At 71.6% G+C, this 18,077-nt stretch carries 16 protein-coding genes; 11 read left to right on the top strand and 5 right to left on the bottom strand.

Annotated features, from left to right (window positions below; translation table 11 throughout):
* Positions 1-43 precede the first annotated feature (43 nt).
* From H489_RS22995 to H489_RS22985, 3 genes are read left to right on the top strand one after another with little or no spacing between them, the layout of a single operon-like run.
* Positions 44-1,453: a serine hydrolase gene (locus H489_RS22995; RefSeq protein ID WP_017886023.1), complete on the top strand. Its 1,410-nt coding sequence runs from the start codon at positions 44-46 to the stop codon at positions 1,451-1,453.
* The gene (locus H489_RS22990; protein ID WP_017886022.1) at positions 1,450-2,034 is read left to right on the top strand and encodes a GbsR/MarR family transcriptional regulator; all 585 of its coding nucleotides are present in this window, start codon (positions 1,450-1,452) and stop codon (positions 2,032-2,034) included. Before H489_RS22995 ends, H489_RS22990 begins: the two co-directional genes overlap by 4 nt.
* On the top strand, positions 2,031-3,692 hold the full coding sequence (locus tag H489_RS22985; RefSeq protein WP_017886021.1) for a dipeptide ABC transporter ATP-binding protein: 1,662 nt from the start codon (positions 2,031-2,033) through the stop codon (positions 3,690-3,692). Before H489_RS22990 ends, H489_RS22985 begins: the two co-directional genes overlap by 4 nt.
* Before the next feature lie 18 nt (positions 3,693-3,710).
* Here the strand turns inward: H489_RS22985 and H489_RS22980 are convergent, their stop codons facing one another.
* Complete coding sequence (locus H489_RS22980) at positions 3,711-4,292, bottom strand: hypothetical protein (RefSeq protein ID WP_139179879.1); 582 nt, start codon at positions 4,290-4,292, stop codon at positions 3,711-3,713.
* Positions 4,293-4,439: 147 nt separating this feature from the next.
* On the opposite strand from H489_RS22980, the gene H489_RS22975 reads away from it, so the two are divergent.
* Together H489_RS22975 and H489_RS38015 are read left to right on the top strand one after the other, a co-directional pair.
* Positions 4,440-4,769 (top strand): hypothetical protein, encoded by a 330-nt coding sequence (locus H489_RS22975; RefSeq protein WP_017886019.1) that lies wholly within the window; start codon positions 4,440-4,442, stop codon positions 4,767-4,769.
* Positions 4,770-4,870: 101 nt separating this feature from the next.
* The gene (locus H489_RS38015) at positions 4,871-5,023 is read left to right on the top strand and encodes a hypothetical protein (protein ID WP_017886018.1); all 153 of its coding nucleotides are present in this window, start codon (positions 4,871-4,873) and stop codon (positions 5,021-5,023) included.
* Positions 5,024-5,090: 67 nt separating this feature from the next.
* On the opposite strand, the gene H489_RS22970 is transcribed toward H489_RS38015, so the two are convergent.
* Genes H489_RS22970 through H489_RS22960 form a run of 3 tightly spaced genes read right to left on the bottom strand, consistent with a single transcriptional unit; the run spans position 5,091 to position 8,247 of the window.
* On the bottom strand, positions 5,091-5,948 hold the full coding sequence (locus tag H489_RS22970) for an EamA family transporter (protein WP_017886017.1): 858 nt from the start codon (positions 5,946-5,948) through the stop codon (positions 5,091-5,093).
* Between the two features lie 13 nt (positions 5,949-5,961).
* Positions 5,962-6,624: a response regulator transcription factor gene (locus H489_RS22965; protein WP_017886016.1), complete on the bottom strand. Its 663-nt coding sequence runs from the start codon at positions 6,622-6,624 to the stop codon at positions 5,962-5,964.
* A 39-nt stretch (positions 6,625-6,663) separates the two neighbouring features.
* Positions 6,664-8,247: a sensor histidine kinase gene (locus tag H489_RS22960; RefSeq protein ID WP_017886015.1), complete on the bottom strand. Its 1,584-nt coding sequence runs from the start codon at positions 8,245-8,247 to the stop codon at positions 6,664-6,666.
* A gap of 133 nt (positions 8,248-8,380) precedes the next feature.
* Between H489_RS22960 and H489_RS22955 the strand changes: the two genes are divergently transcribed.
* The gene (locus H489_RS22955) at positions 8,381-9,076 is read left to right on the top strand and encodes a helix-turn-helix domain-containing protein (protein ID WP_017886014.1); all 696 of its coding nucleotides are present in this window, start codon (positions 8,381-8,383) and stop codon (positions 9,074-9,076) included.
* A gap of 262 nt (positions 9,077-9,338) precedes the next feature.
* Here H489_RS22955 and H489_RS22950 read toward each other — a convergent pair whose 3' ends face one another.
* Entirely contained in the window at positions 9,339-10,370 is a 1,032-nt protein-coding gene (locus tag H489_RS22950; protein ID WP_017886013.1) for a LacI family DNA-binding transcriptional regulator, read from the bottom strand.
* Between the two features lie 118 nt (positions 10,371-10,488).
* On the opposite strand from H489_RS22950, the gene H489_RS22945 reads away from it, so the two are divergent.
* The 5 genes from H489_RS22945 to H489_RS22925 are packed head-to-tail and all read left to right on the top strand — an operon-like array spanning position 10,489 to position 18,069.
* Complete coding sequence (locus H489_RS22945; protein ID WP_017886012.1) at positions 10,489-11,763, top strand: ABC transporter substrate-binding protein; 1,275 nt, start codon at positions 10,489-10,491, stop codon at positions 11,761-11,763.
* A 33-nt stretch (positions 11,764-11,796) separates the two neighbouring features.
* On the top strand, positions 11,797-12,675 hold the full coding sequence (locus H489_RS22940; protein ID WP_017886011.1) for a carbohydrate ABC transporter permease: 879 nt from the start codon (positions 11,797-11,799) through the stop codon (positions 12,673-12,675).
* A complete protein-coding gene (locus tag H489_RS22935) occupies positions 12,672-13,667 on the top strand; it encodes a carbohydrate ABC transporter permease (RefSeq protein WP_017886010.1) in 996 nt (331 codons plus the stop codon). Before H489_RS22940 ends, H489_RS22935 begins: the two co-directional genes overlap by 4 nt.
* Positions 13,667-15,028: a glycoside hydrolase 5 family protein gene (locus H489_RS22930; RefSeq protein WP_017886009.1), complete on the top strand. Its 1,362-nt coding sequence runs from the start codon at positions 13,667-13,669 to the stop codon at positions 15,026-15,028. The genes H489_RS22935 and H489_RS22930 overlap by 1 nt, the downstream gene beginning before the upstream one ends.
* Positions 15,029-15,042: 14 nt before the next feature.
* Entirely contained in the window at positions 15,043-18,069 is a 3,027-nt protein-coding gene (locus tag H489_RS22925) for an alpha-mannosidase (RefSeq protein WP_017886008.1), read from the top strand.
* Positions 18,070-18,077: the final 8 nt, after the last annotated feature.

The raw sequence follows: 18,077 nt of genomic DNA, 5'->3' as shown, positions 1-18,077 counted from the left end.
TCGACGCGCCAGACTCGAACCACCGCCCCTCGAAAGGACCACCGTGACCGACACCCTCTCCGCCTACCGGAAGACCCTGCCCTACATCCGTGAGTGGGTGTCGTACAAGGTGTGGCAGCTGCGGGTGCCCGGCGTGCAGGTCGCCGTCGGCTTCGGCGGCGAGGTCCTGTTCGACGAGGCCTGGGGCTACGCCGACGTCGAGGCCGGGCGCCGCCTGACCACCACCGACCTGTTCCGCATCGCCTCGCACTCGAAGACGTTCACCGCGACGGCCGTGCTGCAGCTCGCCGAGCGCGGGTCGCTCCGGCTCGACGACACCGTCGGCACGTACGTCCCGGCGCTGGTCGACGGTGGCTCCCCGCTCGCCGACGCCACCCTGCGCGAGCTGATGGAGATGGGGGCCGGCGTCATCCGCGACGGACACGACGGCGACTACTGGTCCCTGCTCCGCCCGTTCCCCGACGGGCAGGAACTCCTGGCGCTCGTGCTCGACCGGGGCCAGAAGGTACCGACCGGCTCGTCGTTCAACTACTCGAACCTCGGCTACTCCCTGCTCGGCCTCGTCATCGCCGCGGTGTCCGGGCAGTCGTACAACGACTTCGTGCGCGAGTCGATCACCGAACCCCTGGGCCTGCGGAACACCGGCCCCGACTGGGACCCCGCACGCGCCGACGACTTCGTGGTCGGGTACACCGGGTTCCACACCGCGCGGCACCGGCAGCGCATCGACCACGTCGACACCCGCGCGATGGCCGCCGCCACCGGGTTCCACGGCACCGCGTCCGACCTGGTCCGCTACTTCTCGCAGCACGTGATCGGGCAGGGCACCCTGCTCGACGACCACTCCAAGCGCCTCGCACAGCGGAAGGCCTGGAGCGCCACCGACGACCCCGCGGCCCGCGGCTACGGCGCCGGGTTCATCGTCGACCGGATCGGCGGACGCGAGATCCGCGGCCACTCCGGCGGGTTCCCCGGCCACATCACCCAGTCGATGTTCGACCCGGCGTCCGGGCTCGTCGTGTCCGTGCTGACCAGCGCCGCCGCCGGACCCGCGACGGTCATCGCCACCGCGGTCATCGCCATGCTCGACGCCGCGGCCGACACCGACGCCCCGGGGACCCCGGTGCCCGACGACGTCGACACCACCACCTTCACCGGACGCTTCGCGAACCCGTGGGGTGTCACCGACGTCGCCCGGATCGGTGACCGGCTCCTCGAGGTCGACCCGTCCGGCCCCGAGCCGATGGACACACCCACCCGGCTCGAGGTCGTCGACGCCGACACCCTGCGGATGACCCACGGCAACCGCTTCGGCTCCGTCGACGAGGACATCACCTACACCCGCGACGACGACGGCACCGTGCGGGCGATCCGTGGCGGTGGCGGCATGTCCCAGGAGCCGTGGTCGATCCCGGACGAGCGACCCGAGGTGGCCGCCGGGCTGGCCTCGTGACCGACGACCGGGGCCAGCCCGGCGGCACCGACGGTGTCGGCACCGACGCCGACGACGACCGGCTGCTCGGACCGGAGCGCCAGGCCTTCGTCGAGGAGTTCGCCCTGATGCTCAACGACGGCGCGGGCATGCCCCTCACCGACGCCCGGGTGCTCGGCTACCTGATGATGACCCGCGCACCGCACTCGTCGTCGTCCGACCTGCAGGCAGCGCTCGGCGCCAGCTCGGGGTCGGTGTCGATGGCCACCCGACGGCTCGTCGACTCCGGCTTCGTGAAGCGCCACATCGTCCCCGGCGAGCGCAGCCACTACTTCCGTGCCGAGGCCGACGTCTGGGGCTCCTGGCTCGCCAGCGAACGGAAGTACCTCGACCGGCAGCGCGACATCATCGGCCGCGGGCTCGCCGTCGTCGAGGGGGCCGGCCGCACCGGCACGGGCGACGTGGACGCCGAGGTCCGCGAACGTCTGCTCAACGGCCGCGACTACATGCAGTGGCTGCAGGGCTACCACCGCAAGATGCTCGAGGAGTGGGAGGCCTTCAAGGCCGCCCGCGACGACACCGACCCCCCGGAGACCCCATGAGCGGCACCACCGACGTCCTGACCGTCGAGCACCTCACCGTCACCTTCGACGTCGACGGCGAGGTCGTCCGTGCCGTCGACGACGCCTCGTTCACCGTCGCCCGGGGCGAGGTCGTCGCCGTCGTGGGGGAGTCCGGCTCCGGCAAGAGCATGACGGCGATGACCGCGATGGGCATCGCCCCCGACGGCGCCCGTGCCTCGGGGAGCATCCGGCTCGGCGACCTCGAGGTCATCGGCGCCGACGAGCGCACCCTCCGGTCGGTCCGGGGCCGCAGCGTGTCGATGGTCTTCCAGGACCCGTCCGCGGCCCTGAACCCGGTGTTCACCATCGGGTTCCAGCTCGCCGAGGCGGTCCGACGCACCGGCGGCCCGCACGACCGCGCCGCCGTCCGGGAACGCTCGCTCGAGCTGCTCCGCGCCGTGGAGGTCCCCGAACCCGAACGCCGCCTGGGCCAGTACCCGCACGAACTCTCCGGCGGGCAGGCCCAGCGCGTGATGATCGCGATGGCGCTCGCCGCGGGCCCGGACCTGCTCATCGCGGACGAGCCGACGACCGCCCTCGACGTCACCGTGCAGGCCGAGGTGCTCGACGTCCTCCGCGCGCTGCGTGAACGCACCGGCACCGCGATCCTGCTCATCACCCACGACATGGGTGTCGTCGCGGACCTCGCCGACCGCGTGGTCGTGATGCGCCGCGGCCGCGTCGTCGAGACCGGCACCGCCGAGGCGGTCTTCGCCGCACCGTCCGCCGAGTACACGCGGGAACTCCTCGCTGCGGTCCCGCGCATGGGCACCGGGTCCGGTCTGGAGGCCCGGCTCGGCTCCGCCACGGAGCCCCCGGCCGCCGTCCTGGACGTCCGGCACCTCGTGGTCGAGTACGGCGGCGCCCTGCGGGGCCGGTTCCGTGCCGTCGACGACGTGTCGTTCACCGTCGGCCGTGGCGAGATCGTCGGCCTGGTGGGGGAGTCCGGCAGCGGCAAGACCACCATCGGCCGGGCCGCGGTCGGCCTCGCGCCGATCACCTCGGGCTCGGTGGTCGTCGAGGGCACCGACGTCGCCGGCGCACGACGAGCCGCCCGACGGCAGATGCGCCAGCACGTCGGCGTGGTGTTCCAGAACCCGCTCCGGTCGCTCAACCCCCGGTACACCGTCGGGCAGACCGTCGCCGAGCCGCTCCGCCAGATCCTCCGGCTGCCGGCGGTGCAGGTCGAGGAACGGGTCGAGCGGCTCCTCGCCGACGTCGGTCTCGACGGCGTGTACGCCGAGCGCTACCCGCACGAACTCTCCGGCGGCCAACGGCAACGCGTCGCGATCGCCCGCGCGGTGGCGCTCGACCCCGCGCTCCTGATCGCCGACGAGCCGACGAGCGCACTCGACGTGTCGGTGCAGGCCCGCGTGCTCGACGTGTTCCGCGAGCTGCAGGAGCGCCTCGGGTTCGCGTGCCTGTTCGTCACCCACGACCTGGCCGTGGTCGACACGCTGTGCGACCGGGTCGTCGTGCTGCACGGGGGCCGGGTCGCCGAACAGGGGACGCGCGACGCCGTCCTGCGCTCGCCGCAGGACCCGTACACACGACGGCTCATCCAGGCTGCCCCGGTGCCGGACCCCGGGGAGCAGGCACGACGGCGTTCCGAGCGTCTGGCTGCCCGCGTGGGCTGAGGCGGGCGGGAGTCCGGGTCAGCGCACCTCGGCCGAGGCCCACAGCACGCCGACGCCGCGGCCCACCGGGCGCAGCAGCGGCACGGCGACGAGCACCGCGGCGGCCAGGTACGCGACGGTCTGCAGCAGGCCCGGGACCGCGAAGGCCACGCCGAGGGACTCCTGCGGGAGTGCCGTGAGGAGCACGGTGTTCGACAGCAGTGCGGTGACGAACCACGCCGCGGCCGCCACCGTGACGATCCAGCCGAAGGCCCGCTGCGCACCCGGTTCGCTCCGGACCGTGACGACGCCGAAGGCCACGAGCGCCGCCTGCGCGACGACGAGGAACACGTCGATCAACAGTCCGGGAACCAGCGACACGAGCGCGAACGCGAGCACGGACACCGCGAACGTGAGCGCCCGGCGGTCCCGAGCACGCACCGCGGCGACGAGCACGACGACGCCGGCGATGCCCCCGACGACCGTGGCGCCGAGGAGCAGCCCGCGGGGCAGGTCCCAGGGCGCCAACCAGACCGTCCCGACCAGTCCGGCCGCTCCGAACACCAGCGCCGCCACCACCGCGGCCGCCGACACCACCCGTACCCCCGTGCTGCTCTGCATGCCCGCACCCTATGCCCCGGGGCGGCGCCAGCGGAACACGTTCCCCGCGGTTCGGCGCCCCTTGCGACACGCCCGTCGGGCACCGGGTCGTCGTCCAGACGGCGCGGTCGACTTGACGGCTGTTCGAACACACGTTCGAATACCGTCGTGGGACGGCGTCGCGAGAACCGGTGGCAGCCCCCGGAACACCCGGAGGTCGAGCGTCCGCGCGCCTACTCCCTGTCCGAGGACGCCCGCGGCGACGACGTCTGCCACGCCGTCACCCCGAAGCCGGTCTGGGCGTGGATCCAGTTCCCGACCTTCCACGTTCGGGTGAAGGCCTTCGCGAAGAGCTGGACCCGCGACGCCGTGCTCGTGGAGTGGGCGCAGTTCGGGCAGCAGGCCGAGGCGTGGGTGTGGCGTTCCGCGGTGAAGCACCGCACGCTCCGTGCCGACCGGGACAGCGCGAACCGGAGTCCGCAGAACGCACTGCGTTGACTTCCGCCCACACCCCGAGGATGGTTTAGCGAACACGGGTTCAGCAAGTAACTCACTGATCGAGGCATTCGGTCCGGACCCGTGCTCACGAAGGAGGCACCATGAAGAACGCAGCGGTGCCGTCCTGGGTCGCCCACGTGCTCACCCCGCCCGAGGTCATCAGCGCCTACGTCGAGCGTCGGATCAACGATCCGGCCCTGCTGTCGGGTGAGCAGTCGGAACCCACGTACGCAGACTTCCTGCGCGACGAGTAGACGGACTTCTCAGGAGGCCCGGATCACGCACCGCCGTCGGCGGACGTGATCCGGGCCTCCTCTTCGTTCACCCCACCGGTCCGCCACGTCGGCGACGCGCCGACAGCGTCACGCCGACGCTCGCGGCGGTGACGCACGCCAGGGCGACCGTCTCGAGCACCGACAGCCCTTCGGCCAGCACCACCAGGCCGGCCAGGGCGGCGATCGCCGGGCCGAGGCTCTGCAGCACCCCGAACACCCGTGTCGGCATCCGGCGGAGCGCGAGCATCTCGAGGGCGTACGGCAGCACGCTGGACAGCACGGCGACGGCACCGAAGACGAGCAGGAGCGCCGGTTCGTGCACGACGCCGTCGACCGCGGACCGGAGCCCGAACGGCAGCGACACGAGCATCGCGACCACCATCGACACGACGAGCCCGTCGACGCCGGGGATCGCGGCGCCGACGTGCCGGTTCATCACGATGTAGCCCGCCCAGCAGCCGGCCGCGAGGACCGCCCAGACGACCCCGCCCACCTCGGTCACCGCGGTCGGGCCGACGCCGAGCAGCACGACCCCCGCGAGCGCCAGCACGGCCCACAGGGCATCACGCCAGCGCCGGGTGTGCACGAGCGACAGGGCGAGCGGCCCGAGGAACTCGATCGTCACGGCGACACCGATCGGGATGCTCGCGAACGACAGGTAGATGAAGACGTTCATGCCGCCGAGCGCCAGGCCGAGGCCGACCGCACCGAGCCACTGCGCCCGCGTCCAGTGCCGGACGCGTGGACGGACCACCAGGGCGAGGACGACGGCACCGATGACGAGCCGGAGCGTGGCGGCCCCGACCGCACCGACCTCGTCGAAGTGGGTCTTCGCGATCGCGGCGCCGAGTTGGACGGACACCATCGCGGTGAGGGCCAGCAGGGGCGCGGGGACCCGGTTCATCACAGGGCTCGGCTCATCCGAGGTAGGCGAGGACGGCGAGGACACGGCGGTGGTCCTCTCCGGTGTCCTCGAGCGCGAGCTTGCCGAAGATGCTCGACACGTGCTTCTCGACGGCGCCGGTGCCGATCACCAGGGCGCGGGCGATCGCGGCGTTCGTGCGGCCCTCGGCCATCAGCCCGAGCACGTCACGCTCGCGCGGGGTGAGCGCGGCGAGCGGGTCGCGGCGGCGGCTCATCAGCTGCGTGACGACCTCGGGGTCGAGCACGGTGCCCCCGGCGGCGATGCGGCGGACGGCGTCGTCGATCTCCTCGAGCCGGGTGACACGGTCCTTGAGCAGGTAGCCGATGCCGGTCGCACCGGCGGCCAGGACGTCCTCGGCGTAGGTGGCCTCGACGTACTGGGAGAGCAGGAGCACACCCGTCCGTGGCGCGATCCGGCGGGTCTCGACGGCGGCGCGGACCCCTTCGTCGGTGAAGGTCGGCGGCATCCGCACGTCCATCACCACGACGTCCGGCGCACCCTCGGGCAGGGTCGCCAGGAAGGCCCGGGCGTCGGAGTACTGCCCGATGACGTCGATGCCGGCCTCGTCGAGCACGCGGGCCAGGCCCTCGCGCAGCAGGACGGCGTCGTCGACGACGACGGCCCGGATGCGTGCTGCATCCAGGCCGTCTGTCATGCCGACCAGCCTAGTGGGAGCGCGGGCGCCCCCGTGGGGTCACGACCGCTGGTTCGCCGCCGTCGGCACGCCGTTCAGGGCTCCGAGGGGGATCCGGGCGGTGGCCTCGGTCGGGCCGCCCTCGGGGCTCGAGACGACCAGGTCGCCGTCGAGGGCCCGCATGCGGCCGATCAGGCCCTCGATCCCGTGGCCCTGCTGCGGTCGTGCGCCACCCCGGCCGTCGTCGGTGACGCTGACCGTCAGGTACCAGAGACCCGAGGCGTCGACGACCAGGCCGAGGTACACCCCGGCGGTGGTGGCGCCGGCGTGCTTCATCGTGTTCGTCAGGAGTTCGCTCACCGTGAAGTACACGTTGCGCTGGATCTCCGTGGCGAGCTCCAGGCCCTCGGGCAGCCGGACGTCCAGGCCCACCGGGATCGGGGTGCGGGCGACCAGTGCCTCGAGCGCCGCGACGAGTCCGCGGTCGAGCAGGATCGGCGGGGCGAAGCCGCGGGACAGTGCGCGCAGTTCGTCGAGGGCGTCCTGGGCGTGCTCGGATGCCTCACCGATGAGCTGCTTGGCCTTCTCGGGGTCCTTCTCGAAGGCGCGCTCGGCGGCGGACAGGTCCATGCGGAGTCGCACCAGCCGCTGCTGTGGGCCGTCGTGCAGGTCGCGCTCGATCTGGCGGAGCGCCTGCCCCTCGGCGGTGACGGCACCGGCACGGGAGGCCTGCAGGCCGGCGACGCGCTGCTCGAGCTGCTCGGCCCGGAAGCCACCCAGCAGGCCGAAGTCGACCCAGTAGTGCGCGAGGACGGACCCGCGGGCCCAGAGCGGGAAGAGCACGACCGAAGCGGTCATCGACAGCAGGCCGAGGGCACCGACGCCGGTCACGAACCCGACGCTGTCCGTGAAGTAGCCGACCCGGACGTTGTTCGCGAAGTACAGTCCGCCCACGACGATCGGCCAGGCGAAGCCGACGAGCAGCAGTGCACCGGTCCCGACGGTCGCGACCGCGACGAGCGGGTAGACGACCGCGGCGTGCAGCAGGTAGAGCCAGTAGTGCGGGTTGGCGACTGCCGAGCCGGTGCGGGTCCACCAGTTCTGCTGCCAGCGGGGCGTCCAGTCCACCGGGCGGATCGGGCGTCGGTCGGCCCAGCTCATGCGGAGCTTCTCGAACTGTCCGAGCCACCGCGCCACGAACAGCGCGATGAAGAACATGAGCAGGACGAACGGGTTGAACAGGTCGCGGAAGCCGCCGCCGAAGACCGCCGCCGGGAACGCGAAGTACAGCGTGCAGAGCAGTACGGCGGTGAGTGCCATGTAGCCGAAGTCCCGCGGCAGGCGCCTCCACGCGTCACGGTAGAACTGTCCAGCGGTCATGCCGGACCCACGACCCGAACCGGGGTCGCCGACCGGGCCGGACCCGACGCGCGGGGTGGCGCTCCACGACGCCGGCGGGGACTGCCGGGCACCCTGAGTGTCCCCGGTGTCGTGCTGGTGCTGGCGCGGGTACTGGGGCATCGGCTTGGTGGCTCCAGGGGGCACGGACTCGCCCAGTGGGACGGTCTGGGCCTGGTCGGGCGAAGGCGTGACGTCGTCCAGCGGGACGGTTCGCGCCTGGTCGAGGCGGTCGGTGTCGGTCATGCATCCAGCCTCGCGATCGCGGAGCCGTTCCCCCATCCTGCCCTCTCCCCAACCCCGGGTGGGGTTATCCCCCCTCTTCCACAGGTTGCCCGCTCCACGTCCGCGCGTCCTGCCCGTGGATCACGCTCGTCGGATGGGTGATGCGCTCCGAGCACTGATCGACGCCGTCGGGCTCCAGATCGGGCCGGGCGCCGAGGTCCGCTCCGACGACGAGGCATGGACGCTCGACGTCGAACCGACGGGCACGCACGTCTGGGTGGCGACGCGGTCCCGCTCCGTCTGGATCCGGCGCGGAGACGACATCGCGATCGTCGACGTCGGCACCGCAACGCTCGGCCCGCTCGCCGACGAGGTCCTCGCGCTCCCACCCGTCGCGACGACCGGCCCGCCCGGCGCTCCCTCGCCCGACGTCGGCCTCGCGCTGCGCCACGTCGGGCACCTCGACGGCGGCAGGTGGCACGGCGCGCAGCAGCAGGCCCTCGCCCGGCTCGTCGTCACGACGGTGCTCCGCGACAACCCGCCCCCGATGCTCGGCGACAACGGTCTCGCGCGGATCCTCGACCGCCTGTTCGATCCGGCCGGTCAACCATCCGTGCGGACGCTCCTCGCCGACATCGACATGTCGGAGCGCACCCTCGAGCGCCGGTGCGCCGCAGCGACGGGACGCTCGCCCGCGCAGCTCGGCCGCTGGTACCGCAGTCTCGCCGTCCGGAGCGCGCTCACGCGGGGCGACCGCCCGGACGACGTCGCGACCCGCTTCGGCTTCAGCACGACGTCGTCCATGCGGCGGGCCCTCGACCGGGTCCGGCCCCCGACGAACCGCCGGTGACCGTTGCCCGTGGGAGAAGGAGATTCCGCTCCGCGTCGATGACGGTTCTGGTTCGCGATCCTCGGGTTTCGTGAACCAGAACCGTCACGGCGCGGAGAAGACCACGTCGTCCCGCGTCGGCGCAGTGCGGTGCGTGCGCGCCAGGTGCAGGCAGCCGCGCCGCGCTTCGGGAGCTGCGGCGGGCGCGGCGGCAGCGGGAGCGGGTCAGGTGGGGGCGCGGCGGCGGCGGGAGCGAGTCGTCGGCGCCGACGTCCGGTGCGGGTCAGGCGGGGGCGCGGCCGGTGGACTCGCGGACGCTCAGGGTGAGCGAGGGACCCGGGCGTGAGGGGAGCGGGGTGCTCGCGTCGATCTGCGCGCGCAGCAGGGTCGCCGCACGCTGTCCGAGCTCGACGGTGTCGCGGGTGAGCGAGGTGATCGCGGGGCGGACGAGCCGGATCATCGCCGAGTCGTCGAAGGACACGATCGAGACGTCCCCGGGCACCGCGACGCCCATCTCGCTCGCCACGCCCAGCCCGGCGACGGCGAGCACGTCGTTGTCGTAGACGATCGCGGTCGGTCGGACGCTCCGGGGCAGCAGGGTCCGGGTGGCGCTCGCGCCGGCCTCGGCGGAGTAGTCGGTCGGTACGGACACCGTGTCGTCGAGCCCTTCGTCTGCGGCGAAGGCGCGCAGCCGGTCCATGCGCATCGCGGTGTGCTCGAACTCGGGCCGCCCGGCGACGTGGGCGATGCGCCGGTGCCCGAGCGCGTGCAGGTACCGCAGGACGGTGTCGGTGGCGTCCGAGTCGTCGATCCAGACCGTGGGGGCGGCGCCGTCGGGGGAAGGGTGCGAGCCGACGACGACGGTGGGCATGCCGAGGTCGGCGAGCAGGGCGAGCCGGGCATCGTCGCGACGGGGGTCGATCACGATCACGCCGTCGACACGGTGGCCTCGCCACCAGTCCCGGTAGGTCTCGAGTTCCTCCTCGGCGTCGCGCGCGACGAGCAGGTTCATGCCGACGTGCGTGCCGGCGAGTCCGAGTTGGATGCCGGAGATCAGGTCGCCGAAGAACGACTCCGTGCCCAGGGTCCGGGCCGGGCGGTTCAGCACGAACCCGATGGAACCGGCCTTCGCGCCGCCGAGCGCCCGGGCAGCGGTGTGCGGCTGCCAATCGAGCTCGCGGGCGATCTCGCGCACGCGGCGACGGGTCTCGTCGGAGACGCCGGGGCGGTCGTTCAACGCGAACGACACCGCGCTGATGGACACGCCGGCCCGCGCGGCGATGTCGGCGATCGTCGTTCGACGCTTGGTGGCCACGGGGTTGACTATAGCGCTTTAGTCATTCACAGTGGCTGCCACACACGGGTTCGGTGACTGCTGCTGAACCGGTTCAGTTATGACGAGGGAGTCAGACGCCATGAGGACCACCACACGCATGACGAGGGGCCGCGCCACCGCGCTGCTCGCGACGGCCGCCGCCACGGCGCTCGTCCTGACCGGCTGCTCGAGCGGCGGGAACGCGGCCGACAACGGCGGCGGCGAGATCAGCGGCACCATCACCCTGCAGACCTGGGCGCTTACGCCTACCTACACGGGGTACCTCAACGGGGTCATCAAGGACTTCGAGCAGGCTCACCCGGACGCGAAGGTCAAGCTGCAGGACCAGCCGGGCGACGGGTACGCCGACAAGGTGCTCAGCCAGGCCTCGTCGAACAGCCTGCCCGACGTGATCAACCTGCCGCCGGACATCGCCCTGCCGCTCGCGAAGCGCGGGTTCCTGCAGGACGTCGCGAAGGACGACTCGAAGCTCGCCAGCACGTACGTCGCCGGTGCGGTGGACTCCTACGAGTACAAGGGCGTCAACGGCACGTTCGGGTACCCCTGGTACCTCAACACCGACGTGAACTACTGGAACTCGACGATGTTCGCCAAGTGCGGCCTCGACGCGGAGAACCCGCCGAAGACCACCGACGAGCTGTTCACGCAGGCGAAGACCATGCACGACAACTGCCCGACCGAGTACCTGATGAGCCGGAAGCCCGGCCTCGGCGACTTCACGCTCGCCGGCGTCAAGGTGCTCAACGCCGACGGCACGAAGTTCACCTTCGCCGATTCGTCGAAGGCCGCCGACCTGATCGACCGCTACAAGGACGCGTACCAGGACGGCTACATGCCCTCCAACGTGCTGAACAGCGACTACCTCGGCAACTCCACCCTGTTCACACAGGCCAAGGTCGCCTGGACCACCGGTGGTGCCACCTCGCTCGCCGACTTCGAGAAGAACAACCCGTCGCTCAAGGGCAAGGTCACCGTCAGCCCCGCACTCGACACCCCGCCGCTCTACGTGCAGGGCCTGTCGGTCTCGAGCAAGTCGAAGCACCTCGCCACCGCCGAGGCCTTCGCGAAGTTCATGACGAACGCGGAGAACCAGGAGGCGTTCGCCCACAAGGTGAACATCTTCCCGTCCACCACGTCGTCGCAGTCCGACCCGTACTTCTCGAAGGACGACGGCACCGTGAACGGCGAGGCCCGGGTCCTGGCGAACGAGGCCCTGAAGTCGGCGAAGGTCATCAACCCGGTCGAGGCGAACTCCGCGATGACGGACTTCCTCGACCAGCAGATCGCGCTCGCGATGAAGGGGCAGGTGGCGCCGAAGCAGGCGCTCGAGACCGCCCAGACCAAGATGAACAGCCTGCTGGCCAACGGCTGATCCGGCCCCGACGAAGGAAGAGGGAGGATCGCCATGCGCGCCAACCGCTGGTACACACCCTGGTTACTCGTCCTGCCGGCACTGATCTGGCTCGTCGCGTTCAGCCTGTGGCCATCGATCAACACGGTCCGGTTGTCGTTCACGAACGCCAGCCCGCTCGGCGGCGTCAGCCAGTGGGTGGGGGTCAAGAACTTCGAGACCCTGCTCGCCGACCCGCAGGTGTGGGAGGCGCTGCTCAACAGCGTCATCTACATGGCGGTGTGCCTGCCGCTGCTGACGGTCCTCCCGCTCCTCATCGCGGTGCTCGTGCAGCAGAAGCTGCCCGGGATCGCGTTCTTCCGCACCGCGTTCTACACGCCGGTCATCGCGTCCGCGGTGGTCGTCGGGCTCATCTGGACGTGGATCCTCGACGACCGCGGTGTCATCAACGAGATGGCGCAGGCCCTCGGCGTCGTGCAGGGCAGCGTCCCGTTCCTGACCGACCGGTGGCTGCTGCTCCTCAGCGCCATCAGCCTGACGGTGTGGAAGGGGCTCGGCTACTACATGATCATCTTCCTGGCCGCCCTCGGGAACGTCGGCAAGGACCTGCACGAAGCCGCCGCCCTCGACGGCGCCGGCGCGGTCCGACGTTTCTGGTCGGTCACGATGCCCGGGGTCCGCGGCACCATGACGCTCGTCGGGATCCTGGTGTGCGTCTCCGCGCTCCGGGTGTTCAGCGAGCTCTACATCCTCACCAACGGCACCGGCGGGCCCGGCGGGCAGGACAACTCGCTCGTCATGCTCATCCAGCAGTACGCCCGCGGCTTCACCGGCAACCTCGGCTACGCGTCCGCACTGAGCCTCCTGCTCTTCGTCGTGACGCTCGTGCCGATGCTCGCCCTCGCCCGGATGAACAGCAAGGCGGACAAGTGACGAACACCACCAGCACGACCGAACCCGTCATCGGCGGCGCGCAGGGCGCAGCCAGCCCGACGCCGGACGTGACCGGCGCGACGGGCGCGACGGGCGCTGGACGGGCCTCCAGGCGGAACGGACGGGGCGGACGCGACGGACGCAAGCGGCGCCGCGCGGTCTGGGGCGTCATGTCCACCCGCGAGAAGGTGGTCCGCTACGTCCTGCTCATCGTGGTGCTCTTCATCACGATCGGCCCGTTCCTGTGGCAGCTGTCCACGTCGCTCAAGGGCGCCGGTGAGGACATCTACACGGCGAACCCGTCGTTCATCCCGTCCGAACCGACCATCGAGAACTACCTGAAGGTCGCAGCCGCGATCCCGGTGTGGCGGTACATCGGCAACTCGCTGCTCGTCGCCGCGATCGACGTGCTCGGCAACATCGTGTTCGCGACCCTGGCCGGCTTCGCCCTCGCTCGTCTGCAATGGCGGCACCGGAAGCTCGTGCTCGGCCTGTTCCTCGGCACCCTGGTGCTGCCCGGCGAGGCGACGATCATCTCGCAGTTCGTCACCGTGAAGGACCTCGGCCTCGCCGACAACCTGGTCGGCGTCGCCCTGCCCGGCATGATCGCGGCGCTCAACGTCTTGCTCATGTTCAACGCGTTCCGGCAGATCCCCGAGGAGATCGACCAGGCCGCGGTGATGGACGGCGCGAACGCGATGCAACGTCTGCGCTACATCTCGCTGCCCGCCGTGCAGGGGACGATCGCCGTCATCGCGATCTTCTCGTTCATCGGCGCGTGGGACGACTTCCTCTGGCCGCTCATCGTGCTGCAGTCGCCCGAGAACCTCACCCTGACCGTCGGGTTGCAGTACCTGCAGGGCACGTTCGCCACCGACCAGCGGATGATCGCGGCCGGCACCATGATCGCCTTCATCCCGATCGCCGTGATCTTCGCCGTCCTGCAGCGCTTCTTCTTCAAGGGCGTCGAAGAGGGCGGTGTGAAGGGCTGATGCGCTTCGGGGTCAACTACACGCCCTCGGTCGGCTGGTTCCACTCGTGGCTGGACTTCTCGCCGTCGGACACCGCCAGGGACCTCGAGGCCATCGCGTCGATCGGCGCCGACCACGTGCGGATCTTCCCGCTCTGGCCGGTCGTCCAGCCCAACCGGACCCTCATCCGGCAGCAGGCCCTCGACGACGTCGCGACGGTCGTCGACCTCGCCGGCTCGTTCGGGCTCGACGTCAACGTGGACGCGCTGCAGGGGCACCTGTCGAGCTTCGACTTCGTGCCGTCGTGGCTGGACAGCTGGCACCGCCGCAACATGTTCACCGACCCGGACGTGGTCGCCTCGACAGCCGCGTACGTCCGGGCGCTCGCCGGAGCGGTCGCCGACAAGCCGAACCTGCTCGGCATCACCATCGGCAACGAGGTCAACCAGTTCGCGCACGCGCCGCACCCCGCACCGCACGCCGTCACGGCGGAGCAGGGGCACGCGTGGGCGGCGGCGATGGTCGCGGCGGCGCGAGCGGGGCTGGCATCTGGTCTGGAGGCGCGGCTCGCCTCCGCCTCGTCGGTCGCGTCCGCCACCGGGTCGCGCCCTGGGCCGCTGGTCACCGTCGCGCAGTACGACGCGGCCTGGTACGACGACGCCCAGCCCTTCGGCCCCGAGCACGCGGCGGACCACGGCGACGCCACGGTCACGCACTCGTGGGTGTTCAACGGCTCGGCGGCCCTGCACGGCGCCCTCGGGCCCGGGTCGGTGCGGCACGGGGAGTACCTGCTCCAGCTCGCCGCGGCCTGGAACCGCGACGCCGCCCGGCCGAACTGGCTGCAGGAGGTCGGCGCCCCCACCAACGTCGTCGACCCCGCCGACGCCGCCGCGTTCACCGAGCAGACCATCCGGCACGTCCTCGACGCGCAGCACGTGCTCGGGGTGACGTGGTGGTGCTCCCACGACGTCGCGCGGTCCCTCGCCGACTTCCCCGAGCTCGAGTACGACCTCGGGCTGTTCACGAACGACGGACGCCTGAAGCCCGTCGGCGAGGCGTTCGCCGCCCTCGCCCGTGCCGAGCACACCCGCGACGCCCCCGCAGCACCGCCGGCCACCGCACTCGTCCTCGACGACGTGCTGACCGACGGCACCGACCACCACGGCACCCGCGCCGACTGCGCCCCCGGCGGGCGGTTCGCCGCCGCCTGGCTCGCGCTGGCCGAGGCCGCGCCGGACGGCCGCGGCCCCCAGGTCGTCCTGCGCTCCCGACTGTCCGACACGGCACTGCTGGCCGACCGTGGCATCGACCGCTGCGTCGACGTGCCGTCTGACCTCGACACCACCACCGTCCGCGTCGCCCACCCCGCGACCACGCCCTGACCCCGGAAGGCCCCATGCACGACGACATCCCCCTCACCACCGGACGCGCCCGACGGGTGCTCGACGAGCGGATCACCCCCGCGGTGCACGCCACGGCGACGCCGCTCGACGTTGCCTGGCACGAGCTCCCCGGTGAGCCGATCGCCCCCGCCGAGGGACTCGCGCTCACGTTCGAGCCCTACGAGGTCGGCACCCCGTGGGGCGCGGCCTGGGGCACGACGTGGTTCCGGCTGACCGGGACCGTGCCGACCGAGTGGGCCGGGCGCCGGGTGGAGGCCGTGATCGACCTGGGCTTCGACAAGAACATGCCCGGGTTCCAGTGCGAGGGGCTCGTGTACCTGGCCGACGGCACCCCCGTGAAGTCGATCAACCCGCGCAACCAGTGGGTCCTGGTCACCGAACGGGCCGAGGGTGGCGAGACCGTCGAACTGTTCGTCGAGGCCGCGTCGAACCCCGTCCTGCTCGACTACCACCCCTTCCTGCCGACGCAGGAGGGCGACGTGCAGACCTCGTCCTCGAAGCGCCTCTACGCCACCCGCCGGATGGAGCTCGCCGTCTTCGAGTCCGAGGTGCACGAACTCGCCCTCGACATCGACGTCCTGCTCGAGCTGCAGGCCGAGCTGCCCGCCGGACCCCGACGCATGCGGATCCTGCAGGCCCTCGACGACGCCCTCGACGCGCTCGACCTGCAGCACATCCCGGAGACCGCCGGAGACGCCCGCGCGGCGCTCGCCGACGCGCTCGCCGCTCCCGCCGAGGCCTCGGCGCACACCATCTCGGCCATCGGGCACGCCCACATCGACTCCGCGTGGCTCTGGCCCGTGCGCGAGACCATCCGCAAGGTCGCGCGCACCACGTCGACCATGACCGAGCTCATCGACCAGACCGACGACTTCCTGTACGGCATGTCGAGCGCGCAGCAGTACGCGTGGATCAAGGAGCACCGCCCCGAGGTCTACGCCCGGGTCAAGGCCGCGGTCGAGGCCGGCCGGTTCCTGCCGATCGGCGGCATGTGGGTCGAGTCCGACACCGTGATGCCGACCGGCGAGAGCATCGTCCGCCAGTTCTCGCAGGGCCAGCGGTTCTTCGAGCGCGAGTTCGGCATCCGACCCAAGGGCGTCTGGCTGCCGGACAGCTTCGGGTACTCGCCGGCGCTGCCGCAGCTCATGCGCCGCGCGGGCTTCGAGTGGTTCTTCACGCAGAAGATCTCGTGGAACCAGGTGAACAAGTTCCCGCACCACACGTTCCTGTGGGAGGGCATCGACGGGTCGCGGGTGTTCTCGCACTTCCCGTCGATGGACACCTACAACTCGCGGTTGTCCGGCAGCGAGGTCGCCAAGGCTTCCCGCCAGTTCCGTGAGAACCGGCTCGCCACCGGCTCGATCGCCCCGGTGGGCTGGGGCGACGGCGGCGGTGGCACCACCCGCGAGATGACCGGCACCGCAGCACGGTTGGCCGACCTCGAGGGCAGCGCGAAGGTCCGCTGGGAGCACCCCGACACGTTCTTCGACCGGGCGAAGTCCGAGCTGACCGACCCGCCCGTGTGGGTGGGGGAGCTGTACCTCGAGCTGCACCGCGCCACACTGACCAGCCAGCACGGCACGAAGCAGGGCAACCGCCGGTGCGAGCAGCTGCTCATCGAGGCCGAGCTCTGGGCCGCGACCGCCGCCGCCCGCACCGACTTCACCCACCCGTACGACGAACTCGACGCCCTGTGGCAGCAGGTCCTGCTCCAGCAGTTCCACGACATCCTGCCGGGCACCTCGATCGCATGGGTGCACCGCGAAGCGGTCGAGCGCTACGCCGAGACGGCCGCGGCGCTGACCGCGATCATCGACCGGGCGCTCTCGGCGCTCGCCGGCACCGGGGACGCGGCCGTCGTCGTGAACCCGGCCCCGTTCCTCCAGGCCGGTGCACCCGCGCAGGGTGCCGTCGTGGCGACCGACGTGGCGGCGGCGACCGCCGTGTCCCTGACCGAGCAGGACGGCGGGTACGTGCTGGCGAACGAGCTGGTGCGGGTCGTCGTCGACGCGCAGGGGCTCGTGACGAGTGCCGTCGACCTGGCGAGCGGACGCGAGGCGATCGCGGCCGGCCAGGCGGCGAACCTGCTGCAGCTGCACCAGGACTTCCCGAACATGTGGGACGCATGGGACGTCGACCGGTACTACCGCAACCGCGTCGAGGACCTCGTGGCGACCACCGGGCTGACCGCGTCGGTCGACGAGTCCGGGGTCGCACGGGTCGTCGTGTCCCGGGCGTTCGGCGACTCGACGGTGACGCAGGAGATCGTCCTGGCGCCCGGGTCCCGCACCCTGGAGTTCGACCAGGTGACCGACTGGCACGAGACCGAGAAGTTCCTCAAGGTGGCGTTCCCGCTCGACGTCCGCGCCGAGCACACCGTCGCCGAGACGCAGTTCGGCGCGCAGAAGCGGGTGACGCACACGAACACCTCGTGGGAGGCCGCCAAGTTCGAGACCTCCATGCACCGCTACGTGCTGGTGTCCGAACCGGGCTTCGGGGTCGCGCTCGTGAACGACTCGATCCACGGCTTCGACACCACGCGCGACGCCGTCGACGGGCACGTCACCACCACCGTGCGGCTGTCGCTGCTGCGGGCACCCCGGTTCCCGGACCCCGAGACCGACCAGGGCGTGCAGACGCACCGCTACGGCATCGTCATCGGCACCGACCAGCTCGGCGCCACGTCGGCCGGCGTGCGGATGAACGCGGGCGCGCGGACGATCACCGGGGCGCACGGCTTCGACCCGCTGGTGCAGGTCTCCGGCGACGTCGTGCTGTCGAGCGTCAAGCTCGCCGACGACCGGTCCGGTGACCTGGTCGTGCGCGTCTACGAGCCGTCCGGGCAGCGGGGGACCGGGGGCATCGCGGTGTCCGAGGCCGACGCGGCTGCGTTCGGGCCGGCTGCCGAGGTGACGCTGCTCGAAGAGCCGCTGACCTCGGGCGCGGCGGTCGACGCTTCCTCGTTCGCCGTCGACGCCTACGAGGTCCGCACCTTCCGGTTCCCGCGCACCCGCGCCTGAGACTCCGC

This window comes from Curtobacterium flaccumfaciens UCD-AKU, assembly GCF_000349565.1.
GTDB lineage: Bacteria > Actinomycetota > Actinomycetes > Actinomycetales > Microbacteriaceae > Curtobacterium > Curtobacterium poinsettiae.
Note: the sequence above shows the minus strand (reverse complement) of the source record. Positions and strands in the feature narration are given on the sequence as shown.

Coding starts and splice junctions, on each gene's coding strand:
- H489_RS22940 (WP_017886011.1), top strand. CDS start 11,797: ATGCGCGCCAACCGCTGGTACACACCCTGGTTACTCGTCCTGCCGGCA.
- H489_RS22955 (WP_017886014.1), top strand. CDS start 8,381: ATGGGTGATGCGCTCCGAGCACTGATCGACGCCGTCGGGCTCCAGATC.
- H489_RS22960 (WP_017886015.1), bottom strand. CDS start 8,247: ATGACCGACACCGACCGCCTCGACCAGGCGCGAACCGTCCCGCTGGAC.
- H489_RS38015 (WP_017886018.1), top strand. CDS start 4,871: ATGAAGAACGCAGCGGTGCCGTCCTGGGTCGCCCACGTGCTCACCCCG.
- H489_RS22930 (WP_017886009.1), top strand. CDS start 13,667: ATGCGCTTCGGGGTCAACTACACGCCCTCGGTCGGCTGGTTCCACTCG.
- H489_RS22970 (WP_017886017.1), bottom strand. CDS start 5,948: ATGAACCGGGTCCCCGCGCCCCTGCTGGCCCTCACCGCGATGGTGTCC.
- H489_RS22980 (WP_139179879.1), bottom strand. CDS start 4,292: ATGCAGAGCAGCACGGGGGTACGGGTGGTGTCGGCGGCCGCGGTGGTG.
- H489_RS22965 (WP_017886016.1), bottom strand. CDS start 6,624: ATGACAGACGGCCTGGATGCAGCACGCATCCGGGCCGTCGTCGTCGAC.
- H489_RS22985 (WP_017886021.1), top strand. CDS start 2,031: ATGAGCGGCACCACCGACGTCCTGACCGTCGAGCACCTCACCGTCACC.
- H489_RS22925 (WP_017886008.1), top strand. CDS start 15,043: ATGCACGACGACATCCCCCTCACCACCGGACGCGCCCGACGGGTGCTC.
- H489_RS22945 (WP_017886012.1), top strand. CDS start 10,489: ATGACGAGGGGCCGCGCCACCGCGCTGCTCGCGACGGCCGCCGCCACG.